Raw genomic sequence first — 5,346 nt, 5'->3', positions numbered from 1 at the left:
CCGCCGCCCGCGAGGGCGGGCCGCCCGGCCCCGAAGCGGGCCCCGCCGGCCCGTGCACGGTCATACACCCGGTCAGAGTCGTGACGGCCACCAGGAGGGCCGCGGCAGACGAAGTTCGATCCACCCGCCCACTCTGCGCACCCCTTCGCCCGCCTTCCACCACCGACGTGCCCGCCATGCCCCGCACGGGTGATCTCTCGCCCCGTGGGGAGGGCGTGGCGCGGACGCGGGGTGACGCCGCGCGGTGGTGGACGTCCGCGAGGCCGCAGCGGTCCCTCGACGGCTTGGCCGGCCGGCGCCCGCCGTATGCTGCCGAGGACGGACACGCGGGACAGCGGTAGGGAGCACACAGGTGAAGGTCGGCTGCATCGGACTCGGCGACATCGCGCGGAAGGCGTATCTGCCGGTCCTCGGCACACAGCCCGGCCTCGACCTCCACCTCCAGACCCGCACCCCCGCCACCCTCGCCGCCGTGGGGGACTCGCTGCACCTGCCCGCCGGGCAGCGGCACGAGACGCTGGACTCGCTGCTGGACGCCGGGCTCGACGCGGCCTTCGTGCACGCGCCCACCGCCGTCCACCCGGAGATCGTCACCCGGCTCCTGGAAGCGGGCGTCCCCACGTACGTCGACAAGCCGCTGGCCTACGAACTCACCGACTCCCAGAAGCTGGTGGAGCTGGCCGAGCGCCACAACGTGCCGCTCTTCGTCGGCTTCAACCGGCGTCACGCCCCCGCCTACGCGCAGGTCCTGGAGCACCCGCGCGACCTGATCCTGCTCCAGAAGAACCGGGTCGGCCTCCCCGAGGAACCGCGCTCGATGATCCTGGACGACTTCATCCACGTCGTCGACACCCTGCGCTTCCTGCTCCCCGGCCCGGTGGACGACGTCACGGTGCGGGTCCGTACCGAGGACGGGCTGCTCCACCACGTGGTGCTCCAGCTCTCCGGCGACGGCTTCACCGCGCTCGGCGTGATGAACCGGCTCAGCGGCTCGGCCGAGGAGATCCTGGAGGTCTCCGGGCAGGACACCAAGCGCCAGGTGATCAACCTCGCCGAGGTGATCGACCACAAGGGCCAGCCCACCGTGCGCCGCCGGGGCGACTGGGTTCCGGTGTCCCGGCAGCGCGGCATCGAGGGCGCCGTCCTCACCTTCCTGGACGCCGTCCGCGCGGGCGAACCGGTCAGCGCACGGGACGCGCTGGCGACTCACGAGCTGTGCGAGCGCGTGGTACGAGCGGCTCAGGACCCGTCCGGCGCGGCCTGAGCGTCCGCACGCCCTGCGCCACACCGAGCACCGCCAGCACCAGCAGCGCGCCGTCCACCGGCCAGTCGCCGTGCCGAACGTACGGGGTGACGCCGTGCGCCAGCGGTACGTCGTACACGCGGGCGGCGCTCGCGCCGGTGCCGAGCCGGGGGCCGACCCGTTCGCCGTCGGGTCCGTAGACCGCCGAGACGCCGGTCAGGGTGGCGTGCACCATCGGGCGGCCGGTCTCGGCGGCCCGCAGCGCGGCCAGTGAGGCGTGCTGTTCGGGGGCCCAGCTGTGCTGGAAGGACGAGGTGGCGGACTGGCCGAGGAGGATGTCGGCGCCGTCCTCGGTGAGGTGGCGGCCCATGTCGGGGAACGCGGTCTCGAAGCAGATCAGCGTGCCCGCCCTCAGGTGCCCCGCGTCCATCACGACCTGCTCCGTGCCCCGCTGCCGGTCCTCGCCCGCCGCCTTGCCGACCGAGGTGGCCCAGCCGAGCAGGGCGCGGGCCGGTATGTACTCGCCGAACGGGACCAGCCGCATCTTGTCGTACCGGTCGCCGGTGGGGCCGTCCGGGCCGATAAGGACCGAACTCTTGTAGATGCCGGGACGATCCGAGCGGCGGGCGTCCACGTTCACCAGGATCTCGGCGCCGGTCTGCCGCGAGAGCGCGGCGATCCTGCGGGCCAGGTCGGGGCGGTCGCCGAGGTCGTGGCCGACGCTGCTCTCGCCCCAGACGATCAGATCGACGTCCCGGCCCGCCAAGTGCCGGGTCAGCGTCTCCTCCCGCGCGAACCGCTGCTCCGGGCCGTCGTACACGCCCGGCTGGACCACCGCGATCCGCGCCCGCCCGTCCACGTCCGCGCGCGGGGCCCAGGTGTACGCGGCGCTCGTCGCGGCGGCGGTGGCGATCAGGGAGGCCAGGGCGGGGACGCGGGAGGTGGGCACCGAAATCAGCACCGCGAGCGCCACGTTGACGGCGACCACGAGGAAGCTGAGCAGCCAGACCCCGCCCACCGAGGCGAGGCGGAGCGCCGGGCCGACCTGCCACTGGGTGGAGCCGAGCATGCCCCAGGGGCCGCCGAGACCCTGCCAGGAGCGGACCAGTTCCACCGCCAGCCACGCCGAGGGCAGGACGAGCAGGGCGGCCGAGGCGCGGGCGGGGGAGGGGGTGCCGCCCAGGAAGCGGCGCACCAGCCGGCCCCAGGGGGCCCACAGCGCACCCAGGAGCGCGGCTATCAGGAAGATGAACACATGCAGGCTCGGCAGCAGCCAGTGGTGCACGGCCACCATGAACCCGAGGCCGCCGCACCAGCCGTCGAGCGCGGCCCGGCGCCCGGTCGGCGCGGTGCGGGCCAGCGCGATCCAGGGGACGAGGGCGACGTAGGCGAACCACCACAGCGCGGGCGCCGGGAACGCGAGTACGGGCAGCGCGCCCGCGAGGACGGCTGCACCGGAGCGGGGCCAGGGGGAGTCCAGCAGCCGGCCGAACGACCTCGTGCTCCTCATCCGGAGTCTCCCTCCCCAGGGCTCTCAACCCAGTGTGCGCGCCTCGCGCGATCTACGACAGGGGATATTGGGTGGCGGAGTGGGCGCCGGGTGGCCGAATCTGGTCCCATGATCGACCAACCCGCCGTCCCCGAACCGAAGTTCCGCATCCGCGCGGCCCACACACCCACCACGATCACGGTCTACCAGGCGTACCGGCCCGGGATCGGGGTCCCGGCGGCCCGCGAGGGCCGCTTTCCCGCCGCGTGGAGCCGGTCCCGGATGACGTGGGTCAAGCCGTCGTTCCTCTGGATGATGTACCGCTGCGGCTGGGGCACCATGGAGGGCCAGGAGACCGTCCTCGCCGTGGAGATCTCGCGCGCCGGATTCGAGTGGGCGCTGCGCAACGCCTGCCTCTCCCACCACGTCCCCGGACTGCACGGCACCGCGGCCGAGTTCAGGCGCGCCCTCCGCGAGGCGCCGGCGCGGGTGCAGTGGGACCCGGAGCGGGATCTGCGCCTCGACCCCCTGCCCCACCGCTCCCTCCAGCTCGGGCTCACCGGCGAGGCGGCCGCGCGGTACGCGGACGAGTGGATCGTCGGCATCCGGGACGTGACCCCGCTGGCCCGGCAGGTCCATGAGGCGGTCCGGGCGGGCCGGACGGAGGAGGCGGTCACCCTGCTGCCCGAGGAGCCGCCCTACCCCGTGCCGGAGGGGCTGCTGACTCACCTGGGCGCGTAGATCACCGGGGCGGGGTGCTCGCACTACCCTGGCGACCATGATTCGCGCTGCGGTCTTCGATGTCGGTGAGTGCCTGGTGGACGAGACGACGGAGTACGGGACCTGGGCCGACTGGCTGGGCGTACCCCGGCACACCTTCTCGGCGGTGTTCGGCGCGGTGGTGGCCCAGGGGCGGGATCACCGTGAGGTGTTCGAGGAGTTCCGGCCCGGCTTCGACCTCGCCGCGGAGCGGGAGCGGCGGGCCGACGCGGGGATGCCGGAGGCGTTCGGCGAGTCCGACGTGTACGACGACGTCCGCGACACCCTGGCCGCCCTCCGCGCGGACGGCCTCTGGCTCGGCATCGCCGGCAACCAGGACGCCCACGCCGCCCGCATCCTGCGCGAGCTCTTCGCGACGGACGTGGACCTGATCGGCACCACGGCCGACTGGGGCACCGCCAAGCCCGACCCGGCCTTCTTCGCCCGCCTGACCTCCCTGGTCCCCGCGGAACCGGACGAGATCCTCTACGTGGGCGACCGCCTCGACAACGACATCCGCCCCGCGGCAGCGGCTGGCTTCCACACGGCCCTCCTCCACCGCGGCCCCTGGGCCAGACTGACCTGGCCCACGAAGGACGCCCACCGCCTCCCCCTGTTCCGGATCGAGAGCCTGCTGGAACTGTCGGGCCTGATCAGGGAGTTCAACCGCTCGGCGTGAGGGGGATCAGCCCGCCGACTCCGCCGCGTGCGGGCTCAGGACGCCCGCGGTGACCAGGGCGATGATGACGATGCCCAGGGCCACTCGGTAGTAGACGAAGGGCATGAAGCTCTTGTTGGAGATCCACTTCATGAACCAGGCGATCACCGCGTAGCCGGAGGCGAAGGCGATGACCGTGGCGAAGAGGGTCGGACCCCAGGCGACCTCGCTGTTCCCGCCCAGGGAGTCCTTCACCTCGAAGACGCCGGAGGCGAGGACGGCCGGGATGGCGAGGAGGAAGGAGTAGCGGGCGGCGGCCTCGCGCTTGTAGCCCATGAAGAGGCCGCCGCTGATGGTGGCGCCGGACCGGGAGACGCCGGGGATGAGGGCGCACGCCTGGCAGAGGCCGAAGACCAGGCCGTCGCGGATGCCGAGGTCCTTCAGGGTCTTGCGCTGCTTGGGGCTGCGGTGCCGGCCGCCGGACTCGTCGCGGGCCGCCAGACGGTCCGCGATTCCTATGATCACGCCGACCACGATCAGCATGGTCGCGGTGATCCGCAGGTCGCGGAACGGCCCCTCGATCTGGTCCTTCAGCGTCACGCCGAGCACGCCGATCGGGATCGAGCCGACGATCACCAGCCAGCCCATCTGCGCGTCGTGGTCGCCCCGCATCGACTTGTCGAACAGCGAGCGGAACCAGGACGAGATGATCCGCCCGATGTCCTTGCGGAAGTAGATGAGGACCGCCGCCTCGGTACCGATCTGCGTGATCGCGGTGAAGGCCGCGCCGGGGTCGTGCCAGCCGGAGAAGGCCGCGGTCAGCCGCAGATGCGCGCTGGAGGAGACGGGCAGGAACTCGGTGAGCCCCTGGACGAGTCCGAGGACGAGCGATTCAAACCAAGACATGGAGGTGTGGCGTCCAAGCGCTGGGGAGCGTAGGGGTGATCATGCGACGCAGGGCAGCGTAGCGGGCGCCGATGGCAAAGCCTTCACAGGGGGTTGGTCATGCGATGGTCATGAACGCCGGTGGGCCGGGGCGTGTACCAGGGAGGTCCGGGCGCCGGCGTCAACGTGCGCGCAGCTGGTGGCGCTTGCGCCAGGCCAGCGCCGTACCCGCCAGAGCGGGCAGCCCGATCACGGCCAGCGCGATCAGGAAGGCGGGGGAGGTGGGCGCGGAGGCGCGGGCCCCGGCGACGG

Annotated in this window: 5 protein-coding genes; 3 read left to right on the top strand and 2 right to left on the bottom strand. The window is 72.9% G+C overall.

Annotated elements, in window-relative coordinates; all coding sequences use genetic code 11:
• The first annotated feature begins 352 nt into the window (after positions 1 to 352).
• Entirely contained in the window at positions 353 to 1,264 is a 912-nt protein-coding gene (locus CCN33_RS16745; protein ID WP_086694399.1) for a Gfo/Idh/MocA family protein, read from the top strand.
• Here the strand turns inward: CCN33_RS16745 and lnt are convergent.
• On the bottom strand, positions 1,182 to 2,753 hold the full coding sequence (gene lnt, locus CCN33_RS16740; protein WP_086694398.1) for an apolipoprotein N-acyltransferase: 1,572 nt from the start codon (positions 2,751 to 2,753) through the stop codon (positions 1,182 to 1,184). The two genes, CCN33_RS16745 and lnt, sit on opposite strands and share 83 nt — an antisense overlap.
• A 108-nt stretch (positions 2,754 to 2,861) precedes the next feature.
• Here lnt and CCN33_RS16735 point away from each other — a divergent pair, with 108 nt between their 5' ends.
• Both CCN33_RS16735 and CCN33_RS16730 read left to right on the top strand, forming a co-directional pair.
• On the top strand, positions 2,862 to 3,473 hold the full coding sequence (locus tag CCN33_RS16735; protein WP_086694397.1) for a DUF4291 domain-containing protein: 612 nt from the start codon (positions 2,862 to 2,864) through the stop codon (positions 3,471 to 3,473).
• 37 nt (positions 3,474 to 3,510) lie between these two features.
• Positions 3,511 to 4,170 carry an HAD family hydrolase gene (locus tag CCN33_RS16730; RefSeq protein ID WP_086694396.1) on the top strand — a complete coding sequence of 220 codons (660 nt, stop codon included), beginning with the start codon at positions 3,511 to 3,513 and terminating at the stop codon, positions 4,168 to 4,170.
• A 6-nt stretch (positions 4,171 to 4,176) separates the two neighbouring features.
• On the opposite strand, the gene CCN33_RS16725 is transcribed toward CCN33_RS16730, so the two are convergent.
• On the bottom strand, positions 4,177 to 5,055 hold the full coding sequence (locus CCN33_RS16725; RefSeq protein WP_086694395.1) for an undecaprenyl-diphosphate phosphatase: 879 nt from the start codon (positions 5,053 to 5,055) through the stop codon (positions 4,177 to 4,179).
• Positions 5,056 to 5,346 lie beyond the last annotated feature (291 nt).

This window comes from Streptomyces recifensis (assembly GCF_002154615.1).
In the GTDB taxonomy this organism is placed as follows: domain Bacteria; phylum Actinomycetota; class Actinomycetes; order Streptomycetales; family Streptomycetaceae; genus Streptomyces; species Streptomyces griseoluteus.
Note: the sequence above shows the minus strand (reverse complement) of the source record. Positions and strands in the feature narration are given on the sequence as shown.